The following is a 26,661-nucleotide window of genomic DNA, read 5'->3' as shown; positions in this document are numbered from 1 at the left end:
GATAAGCGCAGCGTCATCAGGCCATTAACGCCGCATAGCGGCATGTTTTTTAATTGTGATTACGCATTACCCCTTCCTGCACGGTTGAAGCGACCAGCGCGCCATCCTGAGTATAAAACTCGCCGCGAACAAAGCCCCGGGCGCTGGAGGCGGAAGTGCTCTCTACGCTATAAAGTAGCCATTCATTAAAATTGAACGGGCGATGGAACCACATAGAGTGATCGATAGTGGCGATCTGAATGCCCTTTTCCAGAAAACCGATGCCGTGAGGCTGAAGCGCGACGGGAAGGAAATTCAGATCCGAGGCATATCCCAGTAAATATTGATGGACGCGAATGTCATCCGGAACGGTGCCGTTGGCGCGAATCCATACCTGACGCACAGGCGCGGCGACGTGACCTTTCAACGGATTGTGAAATTCGACGGGACGAATTTCCAGCGGGCGATCGCAGAGAAACTTTTCTTTCAGAATCGGCGGCAGTAAATGCGCCAGCGATTGCGCGATTTCCGTTTCTGACGGTAGTCCTTCCGGCCCGACTGCCGTCGGCATGGTTTTTTGATGTTCAAAACCCGGTTCCGGTGCCTGGAATGAGGCGGTCATGTAAAAGATGGGTTTCCCGTTCTGAATAGCGGCAACGCGGCGGGCGCTGAAGCTATTCCCATCGCGCAGCACTTCTACGTCATAGATAATGGGTTTTTGGCTGTCGCCTGGCCGCAGAAAATAACTGTGGAATGAATGTACCAGTCGCGCTTCCGGCACCGTTTCTTTGGCGGCATAGAGCGCCTGGCCCACCACCTGACCGCCAAATACCTGGCGCAGCCCTAAGTCTTCACTTTGGCCCCGAAAGAGTCCTTCTTCAATTTTTTCCAGATTCAATAATGTCAGCAAATTATTCAGTGTCTGACTCATACATACTCTCCAGGTGACAACGATGCCGAAGCGAGGTAGGGCAGAGTATAACGCAATTTTGCAAGTGGTCCGATGGGTACAAAAGTCTGAATAACAGACCAATTCCAGGCAAAAATGAGTGACATGTGCCACACTTAATCACGTTATGTTTCTGTTAACCACTCTTCCGGCGGGGGGAAAGGCCTGCTGGTGCATTGATGATAAGGAGAATTGAATGAAACTCGTGCACATCGTAAGTGGTTTAGCGGTTGCGATATCTCTGGCGGCCTGCGCTGATAAAAGCGCTGATATCCAGACGCCTGCGCCAAACCCTAACATGTCGATTACAGCTAACCAGTCTACTATTCAGCAACCCAATGTTTCCGGTACCGTCTGGATCCGCCAGAAGGTCGCTCTGCCGCCAGATGCGGTGCTGACCGTGACGCTTTCAGATGCTTCGCTGGCTGATGCGCCGTCTAAGGTGCTGTCGCAAAAAGCGGTACGTACCGAAGGTAAACAGGCGCCTTTCAGTTTTGTGTTGCCGTTTAACCCATCAGATATTCAACCTAACGCGCGTATTCTCCTGAGCGCGGCCATCACCGTTGACAATAAGCTGGTATTTATTACCGATAGCGTGAAACCGGTGATTAATAATGGCGGCACTAAAGCGGATCTGACGCTGGTACCGGTACAGCAAACGGCGGTGCCTGTGCAGGCCAGCGGCGGTGCGACGACGACGGTTCCATCGACCTCACCGACCCAGGTCAATCCGTCTTCTGCCGTTCCTGCGCCTACCCAGTATTAATCCTGCGCCAACCCTCTCCGTTACGGAGAGGGTTAATACACCCAGCGATAGCGTTGTAAATCGATTTGTCCGCTTCCCGACACCACCACGCCTTCCGCCAGTAATGCCTGACGTTGCCGCTGTAGATCCGGCCCGGTAAGTGATATTGCGCCGTGGCGGTTCACCACCCGATGCCATGGTAAAGTGCTGCCTTCCGGCAGACGTTTTAAAACTCCGCCGACCTGACGCGCCGCCCGAGGCGAACCGGCAAGCCGGGCGACATCACCGTAGGTCGTGACAAATCCTTCCGGGATCGAGGCGACGATTTGCCAGACGCGTTGAGGAAAAGTGTCCTGAATATCCATAATAGAATCCTGCGTTAATGCTTCAGGATAATCTGGAATAAGGGGGGAGGAAAGCCCGGATGCGCAAGAAACCAGCATCCGATGCCTGATGGGTTGCAATTGCACGATATAGCAGTGATAATGCGCCTGCGCGTTGGTTCACAACGCTCTCAATGGGGGCTCTGTTGGTTCTCCCGCAACGCTACTCTGTTTACCAGGTCAGGTCCGGAAGGAAGCAGCCAAGGCAGATGACGCGTGTGCCGGGATGTAGCTGGCAGGGCCCCCACCCATTTGTGCCTCTCCACACTGTTCTTTTCTGCTGTGCGACGTTATAGCCGCTGTTCCGCCCAAAGAATAAATGCCGTAGCGGGTAGGGGCTTACTGTATAACCAGCCCTGACCATAATGTACGCCATGCTGGCGTAGCCACTGTTCTTGCCTGGTCGTTTCGATGCCTTCTGCGACCATCTTGAGTTTGAGCGTTTTCGCCATTTCAATAATATGCGGCGTGACGTTTTTATATTCCAGCGCATCGACAAAAGATTTATCAATTTTAAGGACATCCACATCCAGATTTTGTAAGTAGCTGAGGCTGGAATAGCCGGTGCCAAAGTCATCAATATAAATGGAATGTCCCGCGTTACGGTATCTGGCGACAATGGGCGCGCTGGTTTTCGGATCGGCGAACTCGCGTTCCGTTAATTCAAGCGCGATTTGCGACGGAGAAATTTGGCTACGGTTCAGCAGCGTGCTTAACAGCGTCGGCAACGTTTCCGACGCCAGATCGGATGCCTCAAGATTGATTGAAATATGTTGTTCGGGATGGGACTTTAACCAACTCCCCATGTCTTCAAAAACGGTTTCGATGATTAACCGGGTTAGCGGCTCCGTGAGCCCGGTTTGTTCAGCCAGCGCGATAAAAATTTCCGGCGAAAGGAAGGTGCCGTCCGCCTGTTGCCAGCGAGCTAAGGCTTCGGCACCGACAATTTTTCCGCTGCTCAGGGAGACAATAGGCTGATAGTGTACGTTAATTTCGCGATTGTCTATCGCATCCTGGAGACGGTGGCGGGGCGACTGTAGCCGACGCAAAATACGCAGAATAAAGGCCGCGGCCAGCAGACCCGTTACGATGCCCGCCGGTAGCCAGATAAACGCCTGTCGATACCAGCTCCTTTCCAGCGGAGCGGTCGGTGCCCAGCTTACGATAGTAATGCCCATTTCCGGAAAGGGGTGGATAGCATACTGAATGCCTCGGTTTTCCAGCCGCAGGGGCGTCTCATGGTGAATGAGCGGAAGAATAGCGGGGTCAAGGTTACCGCTGCTGGCAACCACAGTATTGCGTTCCCGGCCAATAATAGCGACGTCAATCGGCCATGCGCCAAACGGAATCACATCGATAAAGGACGCCGGGTCGATCATCACGATATAGCTGTCGCTCCCGAGTGCCGCCATATAGCGTTTTATACCCAGATCGTTTTGCGCCGTAAACCAGGCGTGATAACCGTCGCGAGTGATTTTCATGGGCGGAGGGAACGCGGGAATATGGCTCTCTTTTTCAAGTGAGGAGCAAACGGGAATCGAATTTTTAAGATACAGAACTTCCTGGACATACCGAAAGCTATAAGACACGCGGCGCATGGCGAGTAAATGGGCGCTGCTGCAGGGCTCGCCTTTAAAGGAGGCAATATGCGTTAACGCGGCTTTTGCCTGGTCACTGACCCTTTCTGTACGTAGCGCCACCCGGGACGAGAAGATATCCAGCTCTTCATTAAACCTTTTTTCAACTTGACGGTGCGCCAGCCACAGGCTCAATCCTATCGGGAAAAGGACAGACAGGATAAGCACTCCCGTTACCAGGCTGACCAGATGTCGTGTTGTCACAGTGATGTCCTTATAAACACAGCGTAGAGAAAGTATATCCGATCGTAAATCGCGCCCTTGAATGATAAAGCTATTTTATCGATTTTACAGATACAGGGGCCAGACTAACGCGTTACGCCACGTTGCTTTTGCCGCCAGGAAGAGATCGTGAATGTTTACCGGTTGAAAAAGGAGCGTTGATAGCGTATTTTATTGTTATGTTATAACATAATTGAGAGAGCGCAATGAAACCTGATATTCATCCTGTATACCGCACCGTCGTATTTCACGACACCAGCGCAAATGAATATGTGAAAGTGGGATCAACTATCAAAACTGAACGTGAAATCGAACTGGACGGCGTGACATATCCGTATGTCACTATTGATGTGTCATCAAAATCGCATCCTTTTTATACCGGTAGACAGAAAACGTTTGATAGCGAAAGTAGCGCCGCACGCTTCCAGAAACGTTTTGGTCATTTTATCGGCGCTAAACGGGGGTAAATGAAATGCAGGTGTTAAACTCACTTCGCAATGCAAAACAACGGCATCCGGACTGCCAGATAGTCAAACGCAAAGGACGCTTATACGTGATTTGTAAAACAAATCCGCGTTTTAAGGCGGTTCAGGGGCGTAAAAAAAGACGTTAAAAAACCAACAGTTCAGGGAAAGCAGTGCGTACCAGGGAGGGTGCGCACTTTTTTATTACCGGCTGGCTTCTGCGCGGGCCAGCGTAAAAATATCGTAGAAGGAAAGTTCGCCCTTACGGGCAACCATTTTTTGCAGCTGGACTTTATGTTCATTATCCACCTGTGGAGATTGAAGAATCGTCTCAATGAGCGTGGGGGGAACAAAGCGGGTGTTGTACCATTCGCCGTTGTAACAGACCCGGAGGTCCAGCACATCGATGTCGTTATAGTGATAACGCGGGGCGATGTCGAAAAAGAAGAAGCCATTAAATGCGATAAATAACACCACTAACAGCCACACTGACCCCACCAGCGTTTCTGATTGCAGCATGACCGCCAGCGTCGCAAACCAGGCCGCATACATCGCGATAAATAACCCAGGATGCTTGCGGATAAAACTGATACTAAAACGCGGCCTGTTATCGCGTTTTTCACGGACGTTTAAGTCATCAATAGTTTCGCTAAGCAGGCGCTGTATCTCTGTCATCTTTTGCCTTCATGATTTCTGCGACATAGGAGGTAATAACAGCCCATTTTAAAGGGAGGTGTAACGTGAAAAAAGTAACAGATTAGCCCCGAATTAGCATAACAGTTATCATTTTGGCTACAATTTTTTAATGATTCGCGCCGGGTTTCCGCCTACCACGACGTCTGGCGGTACGTTTTTTGTCACCACAGCGCCTGAAGCGACGACGACGTTATCGCCGATGGTTACGCCAGGATTAACGACGGCTCGTCCGCCTATCCAGACGTTATTTCCAATAGTGACGGGTTTACCGAATTCTCTGCCGCTGTTGCGTTCGACGGCGTCCAGCGGGTGCGTGGCGGTATAGATATGTACCCCTGGCGCGAGCATACAATTATCGCCAATATGAATTGGGCAAACATCAAGCATGACGCAGTCGAAGTTAGCGTAAAAGGAGTGACCAAGAAAAATATTATAGCCGTAGTCGCAACGAAAGGAAGGTTCAATATAGGCGTCTTCGCATCGACCCAACAGGTCGCGTAAAATCGCCTGACGCTTATTTATTTCATCAGGCGTAGTATAATTGTATTGATGGATGAGTTGACGCGCCCGCAGTCGATCCTGGCATAAAGTTTCATCGGTCGGGCAATACAGTGCCCCAGCGATCATTTTTTGTTTTTCGTCACTCATCGCGCGCTCCCCTTGGTGGATATTATCGCAATAGAAGCAATAATAAAGTATTAGAGGGAACGTTCCCTGCTATTGGTATGTGATCTATATCACTGTTCTATAATAGCCCGTTGTGTTATTAGCCAGAACGAGGAGGCAGATAACACCTGCGTGTTCTCTAAAAAGTAATGTAGCGTGATTAACGAATGAATTTCCATACTGAAGAGGGGATCTTGTCGTAGAGTTTGTTCATTGTCAATTCTGCAAGACGGTGATCCGCAGCTGAGTAAAATACAGCCAGCTCATTGTCGGACAATTCATATTTATTTTTCTCAATGACGCGCTCCAGAGTGTCAATTGTCTGACAGCGCCGTAAACGCATCAAATAATCAGTTTTAGTTAATGGTTTATCAGACATAAATTCTACCTATGATTGTAATAATTTTTAACAAGACAAACTAACAGGATTAGCCCTGGTGGCGTTGACGAAACAACGGAACAGGCGGTTGCCCGATTTACGCCATTTTTGCAAATCCTGCGTATTAATACCATAGCTGCTGAACAACATAAAGGTGTCGTCCAGGTATTCATCTATCTGCGCAATCAATTTATTGTCTTCATTGTACTTAATTTTATAATTAAGAGCGAAAGTTGCAATATGTTCTATCAGCTCATTGAGCTGCAGGTTGACTGCTGAGGTCGGGTCATTAACCCAGCCATGGTTGCTTTCTTCAAGGTTTGCAAGACAGTCATGATACAGGGTTTCGCAAAGAAATTTAAGCTGTGCTATATCATGTCTTTTGGGTGAGTATTCGTCCATAATGCATCCCCTTTTTAGTGGCTTAAACTAACCGAACACCTTCGGGATGGATACAACTAACTAACCTGGTACTTCCCACGTCACCTTATGATTTAACTATAATCTACTCTAAAAAACTTTTCATCGTCATATTACGAAAAATTACAATTGCGTGAAAGCCGCGTGTTGCCATACTTTTTCGAATTTTAACAGTGATCGTCGGTCGCCTAAAAAGGAACCAGTTTTATTGTTTGTGTAATCATTGGGTTAACGTTTTTTAGCTTTTCAGGCTAAAACAATAGACTCTGACAGGAGAAAATAGCCAGGAATATTCTTAATATTTCTTAATTAATGGCTGAATTAAGAAATGGCCAACTTTCCTAAGAAAAGCCTTTAACGCAGTAAGGATTATACATTTTATTAATATGGCAAAAAATAATCAATCTAACAATAAGCGTATTTTATGATTTTTGCGTAAAAAAGGCCGCTTGCGCGGCCTTATCTACAGTGAGCAAATCAGCGATGTTCTGTCGAATGACTATGCTCAATATCTTCGCTTTTACGGCTAAAGCGGCGGCGTACCACCACGAAGAAGACCGGTACGAAGAAAATAGCCAGTACGGTTGCCGTTACCATCCCGCCCAGTACGCCAGTACCTACCGCATTCTGCGCGCCGGAACCCGCGCCGGAACTGATAACCAGCGGCATAACCCCCAGCATGAACGCTAACGAGGTCATCAGAATCGGGCGCAAACGCATCCGGACGGCCTCCAGCGTCGCTTCTACCAGACCTTTCCCTTCTTTATCCATTAAGTCTTTGGCGAATTCGACGATAAGTATCGCGTTCTTCGCCGACAACCCAATGGTTGTGAGCAGGCCCACCTGGAAGTAAACGTCGTTAGTCAGTCCGCGGAAGGTCGCGGCCAGCAGCGCGCCGATAACCCCAAGCGGAACAACCAGCATTACGGAGAACGGGATAGACCAGCTCTCATACAATGCCGCCAGACACAGGAAGACGACGATCAGCGAGATAGCATACAGGGCAGGGGCCTGGTTGCCGGACAACCGCTCCTGGTAGGACATCCCGGTCCAGTCATACCCAATGCCTGACGGCAGCTTGCTGGCCAGTTCTTCCATCATCGCCATCGCTTCACCAGTACTCTTGCCTGGCGCCGCCTGACCCAGAATTTCCATCGAAGGCAGACCGTTATAGCGTTCCAGACGCGGCGAACCATATTCCCAGCGGGAAGAGGAGAATGCGGAGAACGGCACCATCTGACCATCGCTACCACGAACGTACCAGTCGTTAATATCATCCGGCAACATGCGGTATTTCGCTTCGGACATCACGTAAACTTTCTTCACACGACCGCGATCGATAAAGTCGTTTACATAGCTGCCGCCCCATGCTGCGCCCAGCGTGGTATTAATGTCGCTAATAGACACGCCCAGCGCCTGAGCTTTTTCCTGGTCGATATCGATTTTAAACTGCGGCGTATCTTCCAGACCGTTAGGTCGAACGCCGACCAGCAGATCAGGATATTTCGCCACCTCGCCGAACAACTGATTACGTGCCTGGGTGAGTTTTTCATGACCAAGTCCCGCCTGGTCAATCAACTCGAAGTCAAACCCGGTTGCGGTGCCCAGTTCAACAATCGCCGGCAGGTTAAAGGCGAAGACCATCGCATCTTTAATTTGTGAAAACGCTGCGGTTGCCCGCTGGGTAATCGCTTCAACCTTGTTTTTTTCGCCTGGACGATCGGCCCAGTCTTTCAACGACACGAATGCAATACCGGTATTCTGACCGCGCCCTGCAAAACCGAAGCCGTTGACGGCGAATACCGATTCAACGTTGGCTTTCTCTTTGTTCAGATAGTAATCCGTGACCTCATCCAGCACTTTTTGCGTGCGCTCTTGCGTCGCGCCGGCGGGGAGCTGGACCATTGTCAGGAATACGCCCTGGTCTTCATCCGGCAAGAAAGAGCTTGGCAGACGAACGAACAGATAAGCCATACCGACGACGATAATGAGATAGAGCAGCAGATAACGCCCGGTGCTGCGCAGAATATTGCCTACGCTATCGGTGTAGTGATGCGTGCTCTTATCAAACAGGCGGTTAAACCAGCCGAAAAAGCCTTTTTTCCCTTCGCCATGATCGCCTTTGGCGACGGGTTTGAGCATCGTCGCGCACAGCGCGGGCGTCAGGATCAGCGCGACCAGCACCGACAGCGCCATCGCCGATACGATGGTGATAGAGAACTGACGATAAATTGCCCCGGTTGAGCCGCCAAAGAAGGCCATCGGAATAAATACCGCCGACAGTACCATCGCGATACCCACCAATGCGCCCTGAATCTGGCCCATGGATTTGCGCGTCGCTTCCTTCGGCGGAAGGCCTTCTTCCGTCATAACACGTTCGACGTTCTCGACCACCACGATGGCGTCATCCACCAGCAAGCCGATGGCGAGCACCATCCCGAACATCGTCAGCGTGTTTATCGAGAAACCGAATGCCGCAAGCACGGCAAAGGTTCCCAACAACACCACCGGAACCGCAATAGTCGGAATCAACGTCGCGCGGAAGTTCTGCAGGAACAGGTACATCACCAGGAACACGAGGATAATCGCTTCGACCAGCGTTTTTACCACTTCATGAATAGAGATCTTCACGAACGGCGTGGTGTCATACGGGTAGACGATTTTCATCCCTGGCGGGAAGAACGGTTCCATTTTTTTCAGTTCGGCGCGAATAGCGGTAGCGGTATCCAGCGCGTTGGCGCCGGTAGCCAGTTTGATGCCAAGACCTGACGCTGGCTGACCGTTAAATTTCGCGATGACGTCGTAGTTTTCGCCGCCAAGCTCAATTTTCGCTACATCCCGCAGACGAACCTGAGAGCCATCCTGATTCACCTTCAGCAGGATTTTGCCAAACTCATCCGTTGAGGTCAGACGCGTTTGGGCAATAATCGATGCGTTAAGCTGCTGGCCTTTTACCGGCGGCGTACCACCGAGCTGACCTGCTGCGACCTGGGCGTTCTGCGCTTTGATCGCGTTAATCACGTCGACCGGCGTCAGTTGGTATTTGGTCAGCTCTGTCGGATTCATCCAGATACGCATCGCATATTGCGAACCAAACAGCTGGACGTCGCCCACCCCAGAGGTACGGCTGATCGGATCTTTCATATTGGCGGCAACGTAATCCGAAATATCCTCCTGGGTCATGGTGCCGTCGGTGTTAATGACGCCCACTACCATCAGGAAGCTACTTGAGGACTTCTCAACGCTCACGCCCTGTTGCTGTACTTCCTGGGGAAGTAACGGCATTGCCAGTTGCAACTTGTTCTGAACCTGAACCTGCGCGATGTCCGCATCGGTACCGGATTCAAAGGTCAGCGTGATCTGCACGGTCCCCGTGGAGTCACTGTTGGAGGACATATACATCAGGTTATCGATACCGTTCATATTCTGTTCGATAACCTGCGTGACGGTATCCTGTACCGTTTTCGCATCAGCGCCAGGGTAGGTTGCGGAGATCGTCACTGCTGGTGGCGCAATCGTCGGATATTGCGCTACCGGCAATTTGAGGATCGCGAGCCCCCCTGCCAACATGATGATGATGGCGATCACCCACGCAAATATAGGGCGATCGATAAAGAAATTAGGCATGTCTTAACGGCTCCTGTTTAAGTTAAGACCTGGGCTGAGCAGGTTGATCACCGCTTGCGGCTTGCTGTTTGTTATCCGCGGTAATTTCCTGCACTTTAACCTGTGCGCCAGGACGTACTTTTTGCAGCCCGCTGACGACTACGCGGTCGCCCGCTTTCAACCCGTCAGTCACCAGCCACTTATCGCCGATCGCCTGGCTTGCGACGATTTGGCGGGTTTCCACTTTGTTATCAGCGCCAACCACCAGCACCGTGGCATCGCCGCGTGGAGTACGGGTAACGCCCTGTTGTGGAACCAGTAATGCCGCCGGTTTTGTCCCTTCCTGCAGACGTGCGCGAACGAACATTCCTGGCAATAAGGTGTGATCCGGGTTAGGGAAGATGGCGCGCAAAGTAATAGATCCGGTGGTTTGGTCAACGGTCACGTCGGAGAACTCAAGCGTACCGGATTGCGGGAATTTGATACCGTCGCTGGTCACCAGATCGACCTTCGCTTTGCCGTTTTCCTGCTTCAGCGAACCATTTGCCAGCTCCTGCTTCAGGCGCAGGAAATCATTGCTGGACTGGGTCACATCGACATAAATAGGGTCCAGCTGCTGCACTGTCGCCAGCGCCGACGCCTGACCGTTCTGTACCAGCGCGCCTTCCGTTATGGACGACTTACCAATACGACCGCTAATCGGTGAGGTGACTTTGGTATACGCCAGGTTGATACGTGCGGTTTCAACGGCGGCTTTTGCTGCGACAACGGCGGCAGTCGCTTGTTGCGCATCAGCCAGCGCCTGATCGTATTCCTGCTTACTGATGTACTGCGTACCCAGCAGCTTTTGATAACGCTTCACCGTCAGTTCAGCGATATTCGCGGCGGCCTGCGCTTTTGCCAGATCGCCCTTAGCGCTGTCGTAAGTCGCCTGGTAGGTCGCAGGATCAATCTGATAGAGAGAGACTCCCGCTTCGATATCACTTCCCTCAACGAAATTACGCTTCAGGATAATGCCGCTTACCTGTGGGCGAACTTCGGCGATACGGTAAGCAACGGTACGACCCGGAAGTTCAGTTGTGATTTGCAGTGGTTCCGTTTTTAGTGTGACAACTCCAACTTCTGGCATCTGCTGGCCGCCTTGCTGGTCCTGTTTGTCGTCACATCCTGTTAGCGCTAAGCTGCCTGAGAGCATCAGAACGACCGCCAGAGGCGTTAACCCTCTGTTTTTGTTCATATGTAAACCTCGAGTGTCCGATTTCAAATTGGTCAATGGTCAAAGGTCCTTAAACCCATTGCTGCGTTTATATTATCGTCGTGCTATGGTACATACATCCATAAATGTATGTAAATCTAACGCCTGTAAATTCACCGACATATGGCACGAAAAACCAAACAACAAGCGCTGGAGACACGACAACACATCCTGGATGTGGCCCTGCGTTTGTTCTCGCAGCAAGGCGTATCGGCAACCTCGCTGGCGGAGATTGCGAACGCTGCTGGCGTGACGCGCGGCGCAATCTATTGGCATTTCAAAAATAAGTCGGATTTATTCAGTGAGATCTGGGAGCTATCAGAATCCAATATTGGTGAGCTTGAGATTGAGTATCAGGCAAAATTCCCCGACGATCCACTATCTGTATTAAGAGAAATTTTAGTTCATATTCTTGAAGCTACTGTAACAGAAGAACGACGCCGCTTATTGATGGAGATTATATTCCATAAATGTGAGTTTGTCGGAGAAATGGTTGTGGTTCAACAGGCGCAACGTAGCCTTTGTCTGGAAAGTTACGATCGGATTGAACAAACGTTAAAACATTGTATTAATGCTAAAATGCTGCCTGAAAATCTGCTGACCCGTCGTGCGGCGATACTGATGCGCAGCTTTATTTCAGGGCTCATGGAAAACTGGTTATTTGCTCCGCAATCGTTTGATTTAAAAAAAGAAGCTCGCGCCTACGTCACGATCCTGCTGGAGATGTATCAATTGTGTCCGACGCTGCGCGCGTCGACGGTCAACGGCTCCCCCTGATAATATTCCAGGAAAACTCCTGGACATTTTCTGTGTCGCTATTCTGTTTGTTACAGGCGTGATATTCTTGCGACTCAATTATTTCCGGTCTGCTTGCCGGTTCAGACACTTCATTCTCATGACTATGTTGCAGCTTTATAAACGTTCACAGCATTTTGTTTTTATTACAATTAGCGTCCTTATTATCCTGCTGTCCTGTCAGTCTCTGGCATTTGCCCGGGGGCAAACGAATGGCGACCTGCCGTCAAAAGCGGATGTGCAAAACCAGCTGGATACGCTGAATAAGCAAAAAGATCTCTCCGCCCAGGATAAGCTCGTCCAGCAGGACCTTATTGATACGTTAGCTACGCTGGATAAAATCGAGCGGGTGAAAGAGGAGACCGTACAGCTACGGCAGAAGGTGGCGCAGGCGCCTGAAAAAATGCGTCAGGCGACGGCTGCGTTGAATGCGCTGAGCGACGTCGATAATGATGATGAAATGCGAAAAACGCTGAGTGCGCTTTCGCTACGTCAGCTTGAGCTGCGCGTGGCGCAGGTACTGGATGATTTGCAAAATTCGCAAAACGATCTTGCCGCTTATAACAGCCAGCTTGTTTCGCTACAGACCCAGCCTGAGCGCGTGCAAAACGCCATGTATACCGCCTCACAGCAAATACAGCAAATCCGTAACCGTCTTGACGGCAATAACGTCGGCGAAGCTGCGCTTCGCCCCAGCCAACAGGTGTTATTACAGGCACAACAGGCGCTGCTTAATGCGCAGATCGACCAGCAACGCAAGAGTCTTGAAGGAAATACCGTTTTGCAGGACACCCTGCAAAAACAGCGGGATTACGTGACGGCCAACAGTAATCGCCTTGAACATCAGCTTCAACTTTTACAGGAGGCGGTCAACAGTAAACGACTTACGCTAACGGAAAAAACGGCCCAGGAGGCCATTTCGCCGGACGAAACGGCGCGTATCCAGGCAAACCCGCTGGTAAAACAGGAACTGGATATTAACCATCAACTCAGCCAGCGTCTGATTGTCGCGACCGAAAACGGCAATATGTTGATGCAGCAAAACATTAAAGTAAAAAACTGGCTCGATCGCGCGCTGCAGTCGGAAAGAAATATCAAAGAACAGATTGCCGTCTTAAAAGGCAGCCTGTTGCTGTCGCGTATTCTTTATCAACAGCAGCAAACTCTGCCCTCCGCCGACGAACTCGAAGATATGACCAACCGCATTGCGGATTTGCGTCTGGAGCAGTTTGAAATCAACCAGCAGCGTGATGCCTTATTCCAAAGCGATGCCTTTGTCGACAAGCTGGAGGAGGGGCATACCAGCGAGGTGAATGATGAAGTTCATGATGCGTTGCTTCAGGTGGTGGAGATGCGCCGTGAGCTATTGGATCAGCTAAATAAACAGTTGGGTAACCAGCTGATGATGGCGATTAACCTGCAAGTTAACCAGCAGCAGTTGATGAGCGTCTCGAAAAATCTGAAAGCCATTCTGACGCAGCAGATTTTTTGGGTGAACAGTAACCGCCCTATGGACTGGGACTGGCTTAAAGCGTTCCCCCAAACGTTAAAAGAGCAATTCAGCGCCATGAAAATCACGGTGAACTGGCAAAAAGCCTGGCCCGCGGTGTTTATTGCTTTTTTGGCCGGGTTGCCGCTCTTGCTCATCGCCGGTTTAATCCGCTGGCGTCTGAAATGGTTAAAAGCGTATCAACAGAAGCTGGCCGCCGCCGTGGGATCGTTGCGTAACGATAGTCAGCTCAATACGCCAAAAGCTATTCTGATCGATCTGATCCGCGCGCTGCCGGTGTGTCTGATTATCCTCGCGCTTGGACTGATCCTGCTGACCATGCAGCTAAATATCAGCGATCTGCTCTGGGCCTTTAGTAAAAAGCTCGCGATGTTCTGGCTGGTCTTTGGGCTGTGCTGGAAGGTGCTGGAAAAAGAGGGCGTGGCGATACGCCATTTTGGTATGCCGGCGCAGTTGACCAGCCACTGGCGTCGCCAGATTGTACGCATTAGCCTCGCATTGCTGCCGCTGCACTTTTGGTCTGTGGTGGCGGAGTTGTCGCCGCTGAATCTGATGGATGACGTGCTGGGGCAGGCGGTTATTTTCCTCAATCTGCTGGTCATAACATTACTGGTATGGCCACTGTGCCGGGAAAGCTGGCGCGATAAAGAATCTCACGGCATTCGACTGGTGACCGTGACGATTCTTTCCATCATTCCGGTGGCGTTAATGGTATTAACGGCGACCGGCTATTTCTATACCACGCTGCGCCTGGCGGGACGCTGGATTGAAACCGTCTATCTGGTCATTATCTGGAACCTGCTTTATCAAACGGTGCTGCGCGGGTTAAGCGTAGCGGCACGCCGGATTGCCTGGCGACGCGCGCTGGCTCGTCGTCAGAACCTGGTAAAAGAGGGAGCGGAAGGCGCGGAGCCACAGGAGGAACCCGCCATCGCGCTGGAGCAAATTAACCAGCAAACATTACGTATCACGATGCTGCTAATGCTTGCCCTGTTCGGCGTTATGTTCTGGGCGATTTGGTCCGATTTGATCACCGTATTCAGCTATCTTGATAGCATCACGCTGTGGCACTACAACGGCTCCGAAGCTGGCGCTGCGGTGGTGAAAAGCGTGACGATGGGTAGCTTGCTATTCGCCATTATTGCCGCGATGGTGGCCTGGGCGCTCATCCGCAACTTACCCGGCCTGTTGGAAGTGCTGGTGCTTTCACGCCTCAATATGCGCCAGGGGGCTTCGTATGCGATCACCACGATCCTTAACTACGTCATTATCGCTGTTGGCGCGATGACAGTATTCGGATCGCTCGGCGTCTCGTGGGATAAACTCCAGTGGCTGGCGGCGGCGTTGTCGGTGGGTCTCGGTTTTGGGCTACAGGAGATCTTCGGTAACTTTGTCTCGGGTTTAATCATCCTCTTCGAACGTCCGGTACGCATTGGCGATACGGTAACGATCGGCACCTACTCCGGCACGGTCAGTAAGATTCGTATTCGCGCTACCACTATTACCGATTTTGATCGTAAAGAAGTGATCATTCCGAACAAAGCGTTCGTGACGGAGCGGCTGATTAACTGGTCCCTCTCCGATACCACGACCCGTCTGGTGATCCGGCTTGGCGTGGCTTATGGCTCGGATCTGGAGAAAGTGAAAAGAGTCCTGCTACAGGCGGCGATGGAGCATCCGAAGGTGATGCACGATCCGGAACCTGCCGTATTCTTCACCACCTTTGGCGCCAGCACTCTGGATCATGAACTGCGTCTGTACGTGCGTGAATTGCGCGATCGTAGCCATACGGTGGATGAACTGAACCGCGCGATCGATCGACTGTGCCGTGAAAATGATATCAATATCGCCTTTAACCAGCTTGAGGTGCATCTGCATAACGCAAAGGGTGACGAAGTCACTGAAGTGAAGCGCGATCTCAACGGCGGCGATCTGGCGCCGGCGGCAAGCTAAAAGGCGGTGGGCCGCGCGCTTTATGAGTGCGCGCGGCGCCGCTAATGCGACAGCGTAGAAAGCTCTTCCGGCGTAATGCCGGTGACGCTGGCAATGAGCCCGGGTTCCAGCCCGTTGGCAAGCATTTTGCGGGCAATAGCGCGCGCTTCGGCCTCACGGCCTTGTGCTAACCCTTGCTCAAGGCCTTTTTGCAGGCCCTTTTGCAACCCTTCCGTTCGGCCTTTTTCTTCCAGCCATTCCGCTATTGTCATCAGTTGTTCCTTATACTGCGGCGCGCCCTGCGCCAGTTGACGAATCAGCGCCCCGGGTTCTGCGGCGTTTCCTGCTTTCAACATATAGTTGATCAGCACACTGAGCTGCGCGTCCGTCAAATGATCCTGCGTTAAAAGCGTGATAAGGGGGTCGAGCAGTTCGCTTAAATCGCGTTGACGAATATGTTTTTGCAGGAGCTCTAACATCGCTATCCGCCGATGCTGCAAAAGCTGATTATCCGGCATTGTCGTCAGGTCGACCAGCGCAAATTCGCGGCTGTATAAGGCCTTCGCCATATCCGGTTTCACAAACATATTATGCCAGTTAAGGCTATAGGGCCACGGGCTTTCCGGACCGTGATAAAAGAGGATTGGTACCACCAGCGGCAAGGTATCATGGCCGGCATCCAGATGACGCTGCATGGCGGCAATGGCGTAGCGCATCAGGCGAAAAGCCATCAGCCGGTCTGATTTGCTCTGATGTTCAATAAGCGCGTAAACATACCCGGGGCCGTGCTGGGTATGCAGAGAGTAGAGAATATCTGAATAGCGGCTGCGTAAATTGTCTTCAACAAAACTCCCTGACTCCAGCTTCAGTGAATCCAGATCGCAGATTGCAAGAAAGGCTTCTGGCAAGTGGATAGCCAGAAAGTCGCGGGCGACCTCTTTTTGCATCAGCATTTGTCGAAATACCGCATCGTGCGGCGTGGTGGGTAGACGTTCCATGACCTGTCCCTTGTTGCCTGACGGTAGCGACCACTCTGTCAGCGACAACGAGGACAAACCAGGGGGCAATTACTCTGTTTGCGAGTCGTCTTCCGTACTTTTTAACTTGTTTTCATAATCACGCATAACTATTTCCAGCGCGCGTAGCACCGTTCGTGCCGGTAAGCGATTCTCTTCAAGCAGCACAATTAAATCCACGGCCAGTTTGACTTCATCAGGGGCATTTTCAAGCGACATACTTTCTCCAGGATTAACGGGTTAAACGCGCCAGTACGTTTTCTATTTTCTCCAGCGCATGTCGGCAGCGCGCCAGCCGTCCTTCATAGATCTCGACTTCCTTTTGCAGCGTTTGTTGTTCGACAAGGCCGGTCGCCTGCGCCAGACGAATTTTGCGCTCCTGTGTCATCGCCAGTAGTCGACGTTCAAACTCCTGATGCTGTATTCGTCTGCGCTGCCAACGGCCAAGCCCTGGCGCGGCGGTGTCCCACTGGCGCAGCGACCAGGCGGCGGTTTCACGCGATATCGCCTCCAGTTGCGAAGCCAGATGTTCCGCCAGCCAGGCGACTTGCGGCAGTTGCTCATGTTTTACCGCCTGACGCAACGCGGCGAGATTGGCGTCAGCCTCTTCCAGATATCCCTGCAACAGAGTACTGCGGGTACGGAAAAGGTGTCGGTCAAAGCGCGCGCTTAACGTCGCATGTTGCGCCAGCGGCGCGCAGCGTTGGCGTAGCGTCGCCAGCCTCTCTTCCAGCGTCTGTAACAGCATAGCGGTTTTCAATTCAACACCCCGATGAAAATAAGACAGGCTGTGCTACAGTAGCCTTCTGTTTGATAACGATTCGCATTATGCAACGTACTATTTTAATCATCATTGGCTGGCTGGCGGTAGTATTAGGGACATTGGGCGTGGTTTTGCCCCTGTTGCCGACTACGCCGTTCATTTTACTGGCGGCCTGGTGTTTCGCCCGCTCGTCGCCTCGTTTCCATGCCTGGTTGTTATACCGCTCATGGTTTGGCGGTTATCTGCGCCACTGGCAGCGCTATCGGGCCATGCCGCCGGGCGCGAAACCGCGAGCGATCGCGTTGATATTGCTGACCTTTGGTATATCGCTGTGGCTGGTGAATATGATGTGGGTGCGGGTGCTGCTGTTGGTTATTTTGGCCTGTCTGCTGATTTTTATGTGGCGGATACCGGTGATTGATGAAAAGCAACAAAAGCGCTGAAGCACACGAATCGCTGTTGCAATTGTCGTTCACAGCCAGTAAATTCGACCGTTTTCGAGCACAGGCGCAGGCGGTCAAAGAGTAACCGAGCGTTACCCCTGACCGAAAAGTATTGCGCCGTGAGTAACACCGTACTTAGCAGGCATATATCCATGACCGCGACTGCACAGCAGCTTGAGTTTCTCAAAAACAGCATCAAAAGCATTCAGGATTACCCGAAACCGGGCATTCTTTTCCGTGATGTCACCAGCTTACTGGAAGACCCGAAAGCCTACGCGCTCAGTATTGAACTGTTGGTTGAGCGTTATAAAAATGCGGGTATCACCAAAGTGGTCGGCACCGAAGCGCGTGGCTTCCTGTTTGGCGCGCCGGTTGCGCTTGGGCTGGGCGTTGGTTTTGTTCCGGTACGTAAACCGCGCAAATTACCGCGTGAAACTATTGCCGAGACCTATGAATTAGAGTACGGCACCGATCAGCTGGAAATCCATGTCGACGCGATTAAACCTGGCGACAACGTGCTGGTCGTGGACGATCTGCTGGCGACTGGCGGCACCATTGAGGCGACCGTGAAACTGATCCGTCGTCTGGGCGGGAAAGTCACCGATGCGGCGTTCATCATTAATTTGTTCGATCTGGGCGGCGAGCAGCGTCTGGAAAAGCAGGGGATTACCTGTTATAGCCTGGTGCCGTTTCCAGGGCATTGATTCAGGCTATCCGCACTGCTATTTTAGCCAGAGAGACAACCTCGCTGTATCGGCGAGGTTGTGTTAGCATTACCCTTCTATGAATCCACCTTCCAGCGTTTCAGAGCCTGCCAATGAGTTATCAGGTCTTAGCCAGAAAATGGCGCCCACAAACCTTTGCTGACGTCGTCGGCCAGGAACATGTGCTGACCGCACTGGCGAACGGCTTGTCGTTAGGGCGCATTCATCACGCATATCTTTTTTCCGGCACGCGCGGCGTCGGTAAAACCTCTATCGCCCGACTGCTGGCGAAGGGGCTGAACTGCGAAACCGGTATTACCGCGACGCCGTGCGGCGTTTGCGATAACTGTCGGGAAATTGAGCAGGGGCGTTTTGTCGATCTCATTGAGATTGATGCCGCTTCGCGTACCAAAGTCGAAGACACCCGCGACCTGCTGGATAACGTCCAGTACGCGCCTGCGCGCGGTCGCTTTAAAGTCTATCTGATCGATGAAGTCCACATGCTGTCGCGCCACAGCTTTAATGCGCTACTTAAAACGCTTGAAGAACCGCCAGCGCATGTGAAATTTTTACTGGCGACCACCGATCCGCAGAAGCTGCCGGTGACCATTTTGTCGCGCTGCCTACAGTTTCATCTCAAAGCGCTGGATGTTGAACAGATTCGCCATCAGCTTGAGCATATTCTCAATGAGGAACATATCGCTCACGAACCCCGCGCGTTGCAGTTGTTATCACGTGCGGCTGACGGCAGCCTGCGCGATGCATTAAGTCTGACTGACCAGGCGATCGCCAGCGGCGACGGGCAGGTTTCGACGCAGGCGGTAAGCGCCATGCTCGGTACGCTGGACGACGACCAGGCTTTGTCATTAGTCGAGGCGGTGGTTGACGCTAACGGCGAACGCGTCATGTCGCTTATCAACGAGGCGGCGGCGCGCGGTATTGAATGGGAAGCGCTGCTGGTCGAAATGCTTAGCCTGCTGCACCGTATTGCGATGGTGCAACTTTCGCCTGCCGCGTTAGGCAGCGATATGGCGGCTATCGAGCAACGGATGCGCGAACTTGCCCGGACGGTGCCTCCCGGCGATCTTCAGCTCTATTATCAGACGTTGTTGATTGGCCGCAAAGAATTGCCCTGGGCGCCGGACCGGCGGATGGGCGTTGAAATGACGTTACTGCGTGCGCTGGCGTTTCACCCGCGTATGCCCTTGCCGGAGCCTGAAACGCCGCGGCAGTCTTTTGCGCCCGTGGCCCCAACGGCGGTAATGACGCCGCCGCAGGTGCAGCAGCCGTCGGCGCCCGCGCCGCAGACATCGCCAGCGCCGCTGCCGGCGTCTACCAGTCAGGTGCTGGCGGCGCGCAATCAGCTACAGCGCGCGCAGGGAGTAACCAAAACAAAAAAGAGTGAACCGGCAGCCGCATCCCGCGCGCGGCCGGTGAATAACTCTGCGCTGGAGCGGCTGGCCTCGGTTTCGGAGCGCGTACAGGCGCGCCCGGCGCCGTCTGCGCTGGAAACGGCGCCAGTAAAGAAAGAGGCTTATCGCTGGAAGGCCACCACGCCGGTAGTACAAACCAAAGAAGTGGTGGCTACGCCAAAAGCGCTTAAGAAAGCTCTGGAGCATGAAAAAACGCCGGAGCTGGCGGCTAAACTGGCGGCGGAAGCGATTGAGCGCGATCCGTGGGCGGCGCAGGTAAGTCAGCTTTCTTTGCCTAAGCTGGTGGAGCAGGTGGCGCTTAATGCCTGGAAGGAACAGAACGGCAACGCGGTTTGTCTGCATCTGCGCTCGACGCAGCGGCACCTCAATTCCAGCGGCGCGCAGCAAAAGCTGGCGCAAGCGCTCAGCGATCTGACGGGAACGACGGTTGAACTGACCATCGTTGAAGATGATAATCCCGCGGTGCGTACGCCGCTGGAATGGCGTCAGGCCATTTATGAAGAGAAACTCGCGCAAGCGCGTGAGTCAATTATTGCGGATAATAACATTCAGACGCTGCGTCGATTCTTCGACGCCGAGCTGGATGAAGAGAGTATCCGCCCCATTTGATCGTAAGCCTGGCTTGCGATTGTGAACCATCAAGAGAGAGAGCTTATGTTTGGAAAAGGCGGTCTGGGCAATCTGATGAAGCAGGCCCAGCAGATGCAGGAAAAAATGCAGAAAATGCAGGAAGAGATTGCGCAGCTGGAAGTGACCGGCGAATCCGGCGCGGGTCTGGTGAAGGTTACCATCAACGGCGCGCATAACTGCCGCCGCGTGGAAATTGACCCAAGCCTGCTGGAAGATGACAAAGAGATGCTGGAAGATCTGGTCGCTGCGGCCTTCAACGATGCGGCGCGCCGCATTGAAGAGACGCAAAAAGAGAAGATGGCTTCCGTCTCTTCCGGTATGCAACTGCCGCCAGGCTTTAAGATGCCATTCTGATGCAAACCAGTCCGCTGTTAACTCAGCTTATGGAAGCGTTGCGCTGCCTTCCGGGCGTTGGCCCTAAGTCGGCGCAGCGGATGGCGTTTACCCTGTTGCAGCGCGATCGCAGCGGCGGAATGCGCCTGGCGCAGGCGCTGACCCGGGCGATGTCGGAAATCGGCCACTGCGCCGACTGCCGCACCTTTACCGAGCAGGATGTTTGTAATATCTGCTCGAACCCGCGGCGTCAGGAAAACGGCCAGATTTGCGTGGTGGAGAGTCCTGCGGATATCTACGCCATTGAGCAGACCGGGCAATTTTCCGGGCGGTATTTCGTGCTGATGGGCCACCTGTCGCCTCTGGACGGCATCGGGCCGGATGATATCGGTCTCGATCGTCTGGAACAGCGGCTGGCGTCAGAAAAAATCAGTGAGCTGATCCTCGCGACCAACCCGACGGTTGAAGGAGAGGCTACCGCAAACTATATTGCCGAGCTGTGCGCGGAGGCCGGCGTCGAAGCCAGTCGTATCGCCCACGGCGTGCCGGTTGGCGGCGAACTGGAGATGGTCGACGGTACGACGCTGTCCCACTCGCTGGCGGGACGCCATAAGATTATTTTCTGAACAAACGGAGGCGGCATTCGCGGCCTCCGCTTGAAATCACACCCGCTTGTCCCCATCTCACCCTCAACGTATTTTTACCATTAAAAATGGCATTGTTGAGGTCTATCCACATGAAAGGACAAGAAACGCGTGGTTTTCAGTCAGAAGTTAAACAGCTTCTGCACCTGATGATCCATTCTCTTTATTCCAATAAAGAAATCTTCCTGCGTGAACTCATCTCTAACGCCTCAGATGCGGCGGACAAGCTGCGTTTCCGCGCTCTGTCAAACCCGGACCTGTATGAAGGAGATGGCGAGCTGCGTGTGCGCGTCTCTTTCGATAAAGATAAGCGTACGTTGACCATTGCCGATAACGGCGTGGGGATGAATCGTGATGAGGTGATTGACCACTTAGGCACCATTGCCAAGTCCGGCACCAAATCTTTCCTCGAATCAATGGGGTCCGATCAGGCGAAAGATAGCCAGCTCATTGGTCAGTTTGGCGTAGGCTTCTACTCCGCGTTTATTGTGGCCGATAAAGTGACCGTACGTACTCGTGCGGCAGGCGACAAGCCGGAAAATGGCGTGTTCTGGGAATCGGCAGGCGAAGGCGAATACACCGTTGCCGATATCACCAAAAATGACCGTGGTACGGAAATCACCTTACACCTGCGTGAAGGCGAAGATGAATTCCTCGATGACTGGCGCGTACGCTCGATTATCAGCAAATATTCCGATCACATCGCATTGCCGGTAGAGATTGAAAAACGGGAAGAAAAAGACGGCGAAACCGTGATTTCCTGGGAGAAAATCAACAAGGCCCAGGCGTTGTGGACCCGTAACAAGTCGGAAATTAAAGACGACGAGTACAACGAGTTTTACAAGCACATCGCGCATGATTTCACCGATCCGCTGACCTGGAGCCACAACCGCGTGGAAGGTAAGCAGGAGTACACCAGCCTGCTGTATATCCCGTCGCAGGCACCGTGGGATCTGTGGAACCGCGATCACAAACATGGTCTGAAGCTGTACGTACAGCGCGTGTTCATTATGGACGATGCCGAGCAGTTCATGCCGAACTATCTGCGTTTCGTGCGCGGCCTGATTGATTCTAACGACCTGCCGTTGAACGTCTCCCGTGAAATCCTGCAGGACAGCACGGTAACGCGTAATCTGCGCAGCGCCCTAACCAAACGCGTTCTGCAAATGTTGGAAAAACTGGCGAAAGACGACGCGGAAAAATACCAAACCTTCTGGAAACAGTTCGGTCTGGTGTTGAAAGAAGGCCCGGCGGAAGATCACGCCAACCAGGAAGCGATCGCTAAACTGTTGCGCTTTGCCTCCACCCATACCGACTCTTCCGCTCAGACCGTGTCGCTGGAAGATTACGTCTCCCGGATGAAAGAAGGGCAGGAAAAAATCTACTACATCACCGCAGACAGCTATGCGGCGGCGAAAAACAGCCCGCACCTGGAGCTGCTGCGTAAGAAAGGCATCGAAGTGCTGCTGCTCTCCGATCGCATCGACGAGTGGATGATGAACTACCTGACCGAGTTTGACGGTAAAGCATTCCAGTCGGTCGCTAAAGCCGATGAATCCATCGAAAAACTGGCGGATGAAGTCGACGAAAACGCGAAAGAAGCGGAAAAGGCGCTTGAGCCGTTCGTGGAGCGTGTCAAAACCCTGCTGGGCGATCGCGTGAAAGACGTGCGTCTGACGCACCGTTTAACCGACACGCCGGCGATTGTCACCACCGATGCGGATGAAATGAGCACCCAGATGGCGAAACTGTTCGCCGCGGCCGGTCAGTCCGTGCCGGAAGTGAAATACATCTTTGAGCTCAACCCGGATCATGTGCTGGTTAAACGCACTGCCGATACCGAGGATGAAGCGCAGTTTAAAGAGTGGGTCGAGCTGCTGCTGGATCAGGCGCTGTTCGCTGAACGCGGTACGCTGGAAGATCCGAACCAGTTTATCCGCCGTATGAACCAGTTGCTGGTGTCCTGATAACGCTCATCTGATTGCCGGATGGCGACGCGAAGCATCTTATCCGGCCTACGGGCGAGTACTGTTTGTAGGCCGGATAAGCGCCAGCGCCATCCGGCATTTTTTATAATACCTTCTCTTTTCTGGATTTCTCTTCGTTAACCGTTTCAGCATCAGGCGGCTTCCTTGAGCGAAATGCGTGATGGTGGTATCGTTTAGCGCTTTTTAAAAAATATCGACAACCTTTGAGGGGATTTTCGTAATGCGTATTATTCTGCTTGGCGCTCCGGGCGCGGGTAAAGGAACTCAGGCTCAGTTCATCATGGAGAAATATGGTATTCCGCAAATCTCCACTGGCGATATGCTGCGCGCCGCAGTGAAATCAGGCTCCGAGTTGGGCAAACAGGCGAAAGATATCATGGACGCCGGTAAACTGGTGACCGATGAACTGGTGATTGCGCTGGTTAAAGAGCGTATCGCCCAGGAAGACTGCCGTAACGGTTTTCTGCTGGACGGTTTCCCGCGCACGATCCCGCAGGCTGACGCGATGAAAGAAGCGGGTATTGTCGTGGATTACGTGCTGGAATTCGACGTACCGGACGAACTGATCGTTGACCGTATTGTGGGCCGTCGCGTACACGCCGCCTCTGGCCGCGTTTACCACGTAAAGTTTAATCCGCCGAAAGTGGAAGGCAAAGATGACGTCACCGGCGAAGATCTGACGACCCGTAAAGACGATCAGGAAGAGACCGTTCGCAAACGTCTGGTGGAATATCATCAGATGACCGCGCCGCTGATTGGCTACTACCAGAAAGAAGCGGAAGCGGGCAACACCAAATACGCTAAAGTTGACGGTACGCAGGCCGTTGCCGACGTGCGCGCAGCGCTGGAAAAAATCCTCGGTTAATTTTTTCGCGTAGTGAACCGCTTATCAGGCCTGCCATTATCCCGCAAGCCTGATAAGCGTAGCGCCATCAGGCAATCGGTGCCGGATGGCGGCCTGAACGCCTTATCCGGCCTACTGGCATCGTTAGCGCCATTCGGCAAATTCTCGTCTTACCTCTCGCAGCAATTAGTTCTTCTTTATCACTTTTCCGCTACAATTATCAACAATTTGAATAGATAAGAGGCGGCAATGCGTCAGACGAAAACCGGTATCCTGCTGGCTAACCTTGGCACGCCAGATGCCCCAACTCCTGAAGCGGTAAAGCGTTACCTGAAACAATTTTTAAGCGACAGACGCGTGGTGGATACTCCTCGTCTGCTGTGGTGGCCGCTGCTGCGTGGCGTTATTTTACCGCTGCGTTCGCCGCGCGTCGCGAAACTCTATCAATCTATCTGGATGGATGGCGGTTCGCCGCTCATGGTATATAGCCGCGAACAGCAACAGGTGCTGGCCGCGCGGTTGCCAGATACGCCCGTCGCGCTGGGGATGAGCTACGGCTCGCCCTCGCTGGAAAGCGCTGTCGATGAACTGTTAGCAAGCGACGTCGACCATATCGTCGTGCTGCCGTTGTACCCGCAATACTCTTGCTCAACGGTGGGCGCAGTCTGGGACGAACTGGGGCGGATACTGGCGCGTAAACGTCGTATTCCCGGTATCTCATTTATTCGCGATTACGCGGATGACGGCGCTTATATCGATGCGCTGGCGAAAAGCGCGCGTGAGTCGTTCGCCAGACACGGCGAGCCGGATGTGCTTCTGCTCTCTTATCACGGCATTCCACAACGTTATGCGGATGAAGGCGATGACTACCCGCAGCGCTGTCGCGATACCACGCGCGAACTGGTTTCCGCATTGGGACTGCCGCCGGAAAAGGTAATGATGACGTTCCAGTCGCGCTTTGGCCGTGAACCGTGGCTGACGCCGTACACCGATGAAACGCTAAAAATGTTGGGTGAAAAGGGGACTGGCCATATTCAGGTCATGTGTCCGGGATTTGCCGCGGATTGTCTGGAGACGCTGGAAGAGATAGCGGAACAGAACCGTGAGATTTTCCTTGAAGCGGGCGGTAAAAAATATGCGTACATTCCGGCGCTGAACGCGACGCCGGAACATATTGATATGATGCTGAAACTCACGGCGCCGTACCGTTAACGCGGCGTCTTCATCCTCGCCATAAAGAAGCGTGCGCCGTCCTGCAAGGCATCGTCGGCGATTGTCATCATTCGCGAATAGTGCAGAAAGGCGTGCAGCGTGCCGGGATACATTTTGTATTCGCAGGGCTGCTGGTGCGCCTGTAATGTCTGGTGCAGCAAGCGGCTGTCATCAATGAGCGGATCAAACTCCGCGCTGGCAATAAAGCAGGGCGGCACATCGCGCGTGAGATCGTTATTAAACAGACAATACCAGGGCGATTCCCGATCTTCATCGTTACGCAGATAGGCCTTTTCGTACATGTCCAGATCTTCACGCGTCAGGCCGTCCCACGCGCCGCCGAACAGACGGCGGCTTACCGAATCTTGCAACCCATACAGCCCATACCACAACAGAATCGCGATAACGTTACCGCAGCGAATGTGCTTATCACGTAGCCAGAGCGCGCTGGCAAGCGCCAGCATGGCGCCTGCGGAATCTCCGGCGAAACCGATTTTCTCCACGTTGAGCGAGTATTCATCGGCATGTTGAGAGAAGTAGCTGCATACCGCGACGGTTTCTTCAATGGCCTGTGGATAACGCGCTTGCGGCGACAGCGAATAATCAATGCCGATCACGGTGCAGCCGGTATAACGCGCCAGCAGACGCATTATCCGGTCATGCGTATCCAGATTACCGAGGATAAATCCGCCGCCGTGCAGATAGTATAAGGTGGCCTGACTGGTCGGCTGCGGCGAGTAGGCCGGGTTGTTACATCGCCATAAGGCGTAGGGACGGCGCAGGTGCGGGTGGTCATGGACGGCGCGTCGGCATTCCAGAAACGGCGCTCAAGAAGATAATACTGACGCTGGGTCTCAATATCGCCATCGGCAGGCCAGGGGGGAAGGCCTGGTTGCTGGAAGTTTACGACGGCTGTCATTTCGTCTGACAGTCGGGTGAGTACGGGAATTTTATTTTCCGGCTTCATAAAACGCTCCTTGTGAAAGTGAACCATTGTAAAAAACGCGGCTGGA

Annotated in this window: 25 protein-coding genes, 1 other RNA gene, 1 pseudogene and 1 other annotated feature; of the genes and pseudogenes, 14 read left to right on the top strand and 13 right to left on the bottom strand. The window is 52.7% G+C overall.

What is annotated here, in order from left to right:
- Window positions 1-49: 49 nt before the first annotated feature.
- Entirely contained in the window at window positions 50-910 is an 861-nt protein-coding gene (gene tesB, locus ACLJNW_RS12520) for an acyl-CoA thioesterase II (protein ID WP_000084176.1), read from the bottom strand.
- 214 nt (window positions 911-1,124) lie between these two features.
- Between tesB and ACLJNW_RS12515 the strand changes: the two genes are divergently transcribed.
- On the top strand, window positions 1,125-1,694 hold the full coding sequence (locus tag ACLJNW_RS12515) for a YbaY family lipoprotein (RefSeq protein WP_000779802.1): 570 nt from the start codon (window positions 1,125-1,127) through the stop codon (window positions 1,692-1,694).
- A gap of 32 nt (window positions 1,695-1,726) precedes the next feature.
- Here the strand turns inward: ACLJNW_RS12515 and ACLJNW_RS12510 are convergent, their stop codons facing one another.
- Window positions 1,727-2,116, bottom strand: coding sequence for an MGMT family protein (locus ACLJNW_RS12510; protein ID WP_000961285.1), 390 nt, complete (start codon window positions 2,114-2,116; stop codon window positions 1,727-1,729).
- An 84-nt stretch (window positions 2,117-2,200) separates the two neighbouring features.
- Here ACLJNW_RS12510 and ffs point away from each other — a divergent pair.
- An RNA gene (gene ffs, locus ACLJNW_RS12505) (signal recognition particle sRNA small type) lies at window positions 2,201-2,297 on the top strand.
- Between the two features lie 49 nt (window positions 2,298-2,346).
- Here ffs and ACLJNW_RS12500 read toward each other — a convergent pair.
- The gene (locus tag ACLJNW_RS12500) at window positions 2,347-3,897 is read right to left on the bottom strand and encodes an EAL domain-containing protein (RefSeq protein ID WP_023182328.1); all 1,551 of its coding nucleotides are present in this window, start codon (window positions 3,895-3,897) and stop codon (window positions 2,347-2,349) included.
- 224 nt (window positions 3,898-4,121) lie between these two features.
- Between ACLJNW_RS12500 and ACLJNW_RS12495 the strand changes: the two genes are divergently transcribed.
- The gene (locus tag ACLJNW_RS12495) at window positions 4,122-4,382 is read left to right on the top strand and encodes a type B 50S ribosomal protein L31 (protein WP_000801415.1); all 261 of its coding nucleotides are present in this window, start codon (window positions 4,122-4,124) and stop codon (window positions 4,380-4,382) included.
- A gap of 5 nt (window positions 4,383-4,387) precedes the next feature.
- The gene (gene ykgO, locus ACLJNW_RS12490) at window positions 4,388-4,528 is read left to right on the top strand and encodes a type B 50S ribosomal protein L36 (protein ID WP_001197749.1); all 141 of its coding nucleotides are present in this window, start codon (window positions 4,388-4,390) and stop codon (window positions 4,526-4,528) included.
- A 55-nt stretch (window positions 4,529-4,583) separates the two neighbouring features.
- On the opposite strand, the gene ACLJNW_RS12485 is transcribed toward ykgO, so the two are convergent.
- The 6 genes from ACLJNW_RS12485 to acrA all read right to left on the bottom strand — a co-directional run bounded on the left by ACLJNW_RS12485 (window position 4,584) and on the right by acrA (window position 11,383).
- Window positions 4,584-5,054 (bottom strand): YlaC family protein, encoded by a 471-nt coding sequence (locus tag ACLJNW_RS12485; RefSeq protein WP_000136183.1) that lies wholly within the window; start codon window positions 5,052-5,054, stop codon window positions 4,584-4,586.
- Between the two features lie 117 nt (window positions 5,055-5,171).
- On the bottom strand, window positions 5,172-5,723 hold the full coding sequence (maa, locus tag ACLJNW_RS12480) for a maltose O-acetyltransferase (RefSeq protein WP_001278791.1): 552 nt from the start codon (window positions 5,721-5,723) through the stop codon (window positions 5,172-5,174).
- Between the two features lie 178 nt (window positions 5,724-5,901).
- Window positions 5,902-6,120: an HHA domain-containing protein gene (locus tag ACLJNW_RS12475; protein ID WP_001280991.1), complete on the bottom strand. Its 219-nt coding sequence runs from the start codon at window positions 6,118-6,120 to the stop codon at window positions 5,902-5,904.
- 27 nt (window positions 6,121-6,147) lie between these two features.
- Window positions 6,148-6,522: an Hha toxicity modulator TomB gene (tomB, locus tag ACLJNW_RS12470; protein WP_000344807.1), complete on the bottom strand. Its 375-nt coding sequence runs from the start codon at window positions 6,520-6,522 to the stop codon at window positions 6,148-6,150.
- A 495-nt stretch (window positions 6,523-7,017) separates the two neighbouring features.
- Window positions 7,018-10,167: an efflux RND transporter permease AcrB gene (gene acrB, locus ACLJNW_RS12465; protein ID WP_001132508.1), complete on the bottom strand. Its 3,150-nt coding sequence runs from the start codon at window positions 10,165-10,167 to the stop codon at window positions 7,018-7,020.
- Between the two features lie 22 nt (window positions 10,168-10,189).
- On the bottom strand, window positions 10,190-11,383 hold the full coding sequence (gene acrA, locus ACLJNW_RS12460; RefSeq protein ID WP_024154482.1) for a multidrug efflux RND transporter periplasmic adaptor subunit AcrA: 1,194 nt from the start codon (window positions 11,381-11,383) through the stop codon (window positions 10,190-10,192).
- Between the two features lie 141 nt (window positions 11,384-11,524).
- On the opposite strand from acrA, the gene acrR reads away from it, so the two are divergent.
- Together acrR and mscK are read left to right on the top strand one after the other, a co-directional pair.
- Window positions 11,525-12,178 carry a multidrug efflux transporter transcriptional repressor AcrR gene (gene acrR / locus ACLJNW_RS12455; protein WP_000101755.1) on the top strand — a complete coding sequence of 218 codons (654 nt, stop codon included), beginning with the start codon at window positions 11,525-11,527 and terminating at the stop codon, window positions 12,176-12,178.
- 118 nt (window positions 12,179-12,296) lie between these two features.
- Window positions 12,297-15,659: a mechanosensitive channel MscK gene (gene mscK / locus ACLJNW_RS12450; protein ID WP_000178231.1), complete on the top strand. Its 3,363-nt coding sequence runs from the start codon at window positions 12,297-12,299 to the stop codon at window positions 15,657-15,659.
- A 41-nt stretch (window positions 15,660-15,700) separates the two neighbouring features.
- Here the strand turns inward: mscK and ACLJNW_RS12445 are convergent, their stop codons facing one another.
- The 3 genes from ACLJNW_RS12445 to priC form a co-directional block, all read right to left on the bottom strand.
- Complete coding sequence (locus tag ACLJNW_RS12445) at window positions 15,701-16,636, bottom strand: Rpn family recombination-promoting nuclease/putative transposase (RefSeq protein WP_000440507.1); 936 nt, start codon at window positions 16,634-16,636, stop codon at window positions 15,701-15,703.
- A gap of 69 nt (window positions 16,637-16,705) precedes the next feature.
- Window positions 16,706-16,873, bottom strand: a complete 168-nt coding sequence (gene rsmS, locus ACLJNW_RS12440) for a pleiotropic regulatory protein RsmS (RefSeq protein WP_000051161.1) — start codon at window positions 16,871-16,873, stop codon at window positions 16,706-16,708.
- A 13-nt stretch (window positions 16,874-16,886) separates the two neighbouring features.
- Window positions 16,887-17,414, bottom strand: coding sequence for a primosomal replication protein N'' (gene priC / locus ACLJNW_RS12435; protein WP_001519637.1), 528 nt, complete (start codon window positions 17,412-17,414; stop codon window positions 16,887-16,889).
- 68 nt (window positions 17,415-17,482) lie between these two features.
- On the opposite strand from priC, the gene ACLJNW_RS12430 reads away from it, so the two are divergent.
- The 8 genes from ACLJNW_RS12430 to hemH all read left to right on the top strand — a co-directional run bounded on the left by ACLJNW_RS12430 (window position 17,483) and on the right by hemH (window position 25,648).
- Window positions 17,483-17,860: a DUF454 family protein gene (locus tag ACLJNW_RS12430; protein ID WP_001189860.1), complete on the top strand. Its 378-nt coding sequence runs from the start codon at window positions 17,483-17,485 to the stop codon at window positions 17,858-17,860.
- Window positions 17,861-18,012: 152 nt separating this feature from the next.
- Window positions 18,013-18,564, top strand: coding sequence for an adenine phosphoribosyltransferase (gene apt / locus ACLJNW_RS12425; RefSeq protein ID WP_000127350.1), 552 nt, complete (start codon window positions 18,013-18,015; stop codon window positions 18,562-18,564).
- Between the two features lie 113 nt (window positions 18,565-18,677).
- Window positions 18,678-20,606 carry a DNA polymerase III subunit gamma/tau gene (gene dnaX, locus ACLJNW_RS12420; protein WP_000121967.1) on the top strand — a complete coding sequence of 643 codons (1,929 nt, stop codon included), beginning with the start codon at window positions 18,678-18,680 and terminating at the stop codon, window positions 20,604-20,606.
- Window positions 19,939-20,003 (top strand) — a sequence feature (DnaX frameshifting element). It overlaps the preceding gene by 65 nt.
- A 45-nt stretch (window positions 20,607-20,651) precedes the next feature.
- Window positions 20,652-20,981, top strand: a complete 330-nt coding sequence (locus ACLJNW_RS12415) for a YbaB/EbfC family nucleoid-associated protein (protein ID WP_000467098.1) — start codon at window positions 20,652-20,654, stop codon at window positions 20,979-20,981.
- A complete protein-coding gene (recR, locus tag ACLJNW_RS12410) occupies window positions 20,981-21,586 on the top strand; it encodes a recombination mediator RecR (RefSeq protein WP_001195023.1) in 606 nt (201 codons plus the stop codon). The genes ACLJNW_RS12415 and recR overlap by 1 nt, the downstream gene beginning before the upstream one ends.
- A gap of 110 nt (window positions 21,587-21,696) precedes the next feature.
- Entirely contained in the window at window positions 21,697-23,571 is a 1,875-nt protein-coding gene (gene htpG, locus ACLJNW_RS12405) for a molecular chaperone HtpG (RefSeq protein ID WP_023204354.1), read from the top strand.
- A gap of 241 nt (window positions 23,572-23,812) precedes the next feature.
- Window positions 23,813-24,457: an adenylate kinase gene (gene adk, locus ACLJNW_RS12400; protein ID WP_001220237.1), complete on the top strand. Its 645-nt coding sequence runs from the start codon at window positions 23,813-23,815 to the stop codon at window positions 24,455-24,457.
- 228 nt (window positions 24,458-24,685) lie between these two features.
- The gene (gene hemH / locus ACLJNW_RS12395) at window positions 24,686-25,648 is read left to right on the top strand and encodes a ferrochelatase (protein WP_020839523.1); all 963 of its coding nucleotides are present in this window, start codon (window positions 24,686-24,688) and stop codon (window positions 25,646-25,648) included.
- On the opposite strand, the pseudogene aes reads toward hemH, so the two are convergent.
- Window positions 25,645-26,615: pseudogene (gene aes / locus ACLJNW_RS12390) on the bottom strand (acetyl esterase). The gene hemH and the pseudogene aes overlap by 4 nt on opposite strands.
- Between the last annotated feature and the right edge of the window lie 46 nt (window positions 26,616-26,661).

Origin of the sequence: Salmonella sp. SAL4457 (assembly GCF_046548235.1) — a bacterium.
Taxonomy (GTDB): Bacteria; Pseudomonadota; Gammaproteobacteria; order Enterobacterales; family Enterobacteriaceae; genus Salmonella; species Salmonella enterica.
Note: the sequence above shows the minus strand (reverse complement) of the source record. Positions and strands in the feature narration are given on the sequence as shown.

What these genes read in the sequence shown, in the direction of transcription:
- tomB (WP_000344807.1), bottom strand. Translation starts at nt 6,522, where the DNA reads ATGGACGAATACTCACCCAAAAGACATGATATAGCACAGCTTAAATTT.
- ACLJNW_RS12510 (WP_000961285.1), bottom strand. Translation starts at nt 2,116, where the DNA reads ATGCTGGTTTCTTGCGCATCCGGGCTTTCCTCCCCCCTTATTCCAGAT.
- ACLJNW_RS12445 (WP_000440507.1), bottom strand. Translation starts at nt 16,636, where the DNA reads ATGGAACGTCTACCCACCACGCCGCACGATGCGGTATTTCGACAAATG.
- ACLJNW_RS12415 (WP_000467098.1), top strand. Translation starts at nt 20,652, where the DNA reads ATGTTTGGAAAAGGCGGTCTGGGCAATCTGATGAAGCAGGCCCAGCAG.
- hemH (WP_020839523.1), top strand. Translation starts at nt 24,686, where the DNA reads ATGCGTCAGACGAAAACCGGTATCCTGCTGGCTAACCTTGGCACGCCA.
- ACLJNW_RS12475 (WP_001280991.1), bottom strand. Translation starts at nt 6,120, where the DNA reads ATGTCTGATAAACCATTAACTAAAACTGATTATTTGATGCGTTTACGG.
- htpG (WP_023204354.1), top strand. Translation starts at nt 21,697, where the DNA reads ATGAAAGGACAAGAAACGCGTGGTTTTCAGTCAGAAGTTAAACAGCTT.
- ACLJNW_RS12485 (WP_000136183.1), bottom strand. Translation starts at nt 5,054, where the DNA reads ATGACAGAGATACAGCGCCTGCTTAGCGAAACTATTGATGACTTAAAC.
- maa (WP_001278791.1), bottom strand. Translation starts at nt 5,723, where the DNA reads ATGAGTGACGAAAAACAAAAAATGATCGCTGGGGCACTGTATTGCCCG.
- ykgO (WP_001197749.1), top strand. Translation starts at nt 4,388, where the DNA reads ATGCAGGTGTTAAACTCACTTCGCAATGCAAAACAACGGCATCCGGAC.
- tesB (WP_000084176.1), bottom strand. Translation starts at nt 910, where the DNA reads ATGAGTCAGACACTGAATAATTTGCTGACATTATTGAATCTGGAAAAA.
- adk (WP_001220237.1), top strand. Translation starts at nt 23,813, where the DNA reads ATGCGTATTATTCTGCTTGGCGCTCCGGGCGCGGGTAAAGGAACTCAG.
- ACLJNW_RS12430 (WP_001189860.1), top strand. Translation starts at nt 17,483, where the DNA reads ATGCAACGTACTATTTTAATCATCATTGGCTGGCTGGCGGTAGTATTA.
- mscK (WP_000178231.1), top strand. Translation starts at nt 12,297, where the DNA reads ATGACTATGTTGCAGCTTTATAAACGTTCACAGCATTTTGTTTTTATT.
- rsmS (WP_000051161.1), bottom strand. Translation starts at nt 16,873, where the DNA reads ATGTCGCTTGAAAATGCCCCTGATGAAGTCAAACTGGCCGTGGATTTA.
- apt (WP_000127350.1), top strand. Translation starts at nt 18,013, where the DNA reads ATGACCGCGACTGCACAGCAGCTTGAGTTTCTCAAAAACAGCATCAAA.
- ACLJNW_RS12515 (WP_000779802.1), top strand. Translation starts at nt 1,125, where the DNA reads ATGAAACTCGTGCACATCGTAAGTGGTTTAGCGGTTGCGATATCTCTG.
- acrR (WP_000101755.1), top strand. Translation starts at nt 11,525, where the DNA reads ATGGCACGAAAAACCAAACAACAAGCGCTGGAGACACGACAACACATC.
- dnaX (WP_000121967.1), top strand. Translation starts at nt 18,678, where the DNA reads ATGAGTTATCAGGTCTTAGCCAGAAAATGGCGCCCACAAACCTTTGCT.
- acrA (WP_024154482.1), bottom strand. Translation starts at nt 11,383, where the DNA reads ATGAACAAAAACAGAGGGTTAACGCCTCTGGCGGTCGTTCTGATGCTC.
- acrB (WP_001132508.1), bottom strand. Translation starts at nt 10,167, where the DNA reads ATGCCTAATTTCTTTATCGATCGCCCTATATTTGCGTGGGTGATCGCC.
- ACLJNW_RS12495 (WP_000801415.1), top strand. Translation starts at nt 4,122, where the DNA reads ATGAAACCTGATATTCATCCTGTATACCGCACCGTCGTATTTCACGAC.
- recR (WP_001195023.1), top strand. Translation starts at nt 20,981, where the DNA reads ATGCAAACCAGTCCGCTGTTAACTCAGCTTATGGAAGCGTTGCGCTGC.